Source organism: Citrobacter sp. U14242 (genome assembly GCF_046555775.1).
Classification (GTDB): Bacteria; Pseudomonadota; Gammaproteobacteria; order Enterobacterales; family Enterobacteriaceae; genus Citrobacter.
In genome coordinates this window covers 1-202 of the sequence record NZ_JBKGLW010000054.1, presented here as the reverse complement: position 1 = coordinate 202, position 202 = coordinate 1, and the positions used below count along the sequence as shown (strand labels likewise).

1 tRNA gene is annotated in these 202 nt (G+C 53.5%); it reads right to left on the bottom strand.

What is annotated here, in order from left to right:
* Positions 1 to 10: 10 nt before the first annotated feature.
* Positions 11 to 86 (bottom strand) — tRNA-Ala (locus tag ACLJXE_RS24415).
* Between the last annotated feature and the right edge of the window lie 116 nt (positions 87 to 202).

Genomic DNA, 202 nt, shown 5'->3' with positions numbered 1-202 from the left:
GCAGTAAAGATGGTGGAGCTATGCGGGATCGAACCGCAGACCTCCTGCGTGCAAAGCAGGCGCTCTCCCAGCTGAGCTATAGCCCCATCGATGTCAAATCTCATTTACCGTAATTCGGTTCCGGGCAAGGCGTGGAATGACGAAGCATACTGAAGTATGCGAGTTATTTCACAACGCAGCACGGGAGCGAATTTGGTAGGCC